Annotated in this window: 1 protein-coding gene; it reads left to right on the top strand. The window is 59.9% G+C overall.

All coding sequences use genetic code 11. The features are described 5' to 3' along the window. The first annotated feature begins 93 nt into the window (after positions 1-93). Positions 94-1,042, top strand: a protein-coding gene (locus FJ942_RS28390) for an IS630 family transposase (RefSeq protein ID WP_140501651.1) whose coding sequence is annotated in 2 segments (ribosomal slippage) — positions 94-429 and positions 431-1,042 — 948 coding nt in all. Because the reading frame shifts where the segments join, the coding sequence is not laid out codon by codon here. Positions 1,043-1,052 lie beyond the last annotated feature (10 nt).

Raw genomic sequence — 1,052 nt, 5'->3', positions numbered from 1 at the left:
CCTAGAGCATTTCCTATTTTGGGAGAATCGTAGGATTCCCAAAACCGGATGTTTGTGATTCAAGATGCTGGCTGGATTGGAGGCCAGCATCTGATGACGCGAGCGCTTTCAAATGATCTTCGTGAGCGTGCAGTAGCGGCAGTTGTCGACGGGGAGACCTGCCGTGCGGTTGCCTCGCGCTTTGGCGTTGCGGTTTCCTCTGTGGTGAAGTGGTCGCAGCGTTACCGTGCCACCGGCTCGGTGGCGCCGGGCAAGATGGGCGGACACCGTAAGCGCGTTCTGGAGCCCCATCGGGCTTTCATTGTGGAGCGGATCAATCAGACCTCTGAACTGACGCTGCATCGGCTGAAGGACGAGTTGGATGCGCGCGGGATCAAGGTCTCGCACAATACGGTGTGGCTGTTCTTGAGGCGCGAGGGCCTGAGCTTCAAAAAAAACGCTGTTCGCCCTTGAGCAGGCACGCGCCGATATTGCCCGCAGGCGTCAGCGATGGCGATCCTGGCAGACCGGCCTCGATCCGCAGTGCCTGGTCTTCATCGATGAGACCTGGATCAAGACCAACATGGCTCCGCTGCGCGGTTGGGGGCCGAAGGGCAAGCGGCTGCGCGGCCTGGCTCCGCACGGCCACTGGCGCACGCTGACCTTCCTCGGCGCGCTGCGCTGGGATCGGCTCACAGCGCCTTGCGTCTTCGACGGCCCGATCAACGGCCAATGCTTCCGGGCCTATGTCGAGCAGCAGCTCATCACGGTGCTGAAGCCCGGCGATATTGTCGTCATGGATAATCTGGGAAGTCATAAGTCGGCGGCCATCAGGCAGATGATCAAAGCTGCCGGCGCCAGGCTTTGGTACCTGCCGCCCTATTCCCCGGACCTCAATCCGATCGAGCAGGCCTTCGCCAAGATCAAACACTGGATGCGCCAAGCTCAGAAACGTACAATCGAGGACACTTGGCGCCACATCGGCCACCTCGTCGAAACAATCGAGGCAGCCGAATGCAGGAACTACTTCGAAAACGCAGGCTACGCTTCCGTCAAGATATGAAACGCTCTAG

Origin of the sequence: Mesorhizobium sp. B2-4-2 (assembly GCF_006442845.1) — a bacterium.
Lineage (GTDB): Bacteria > Pseudomonadota > Alphaproteobacteria > Rhizobiales > Rhizobiaceae > Mesorhizobium.
The sequence above is the reverse complement of the archived record's forward strand: the minus strand, read 5'-3'. Positions and strand labels throughout refer to the sequence as shown.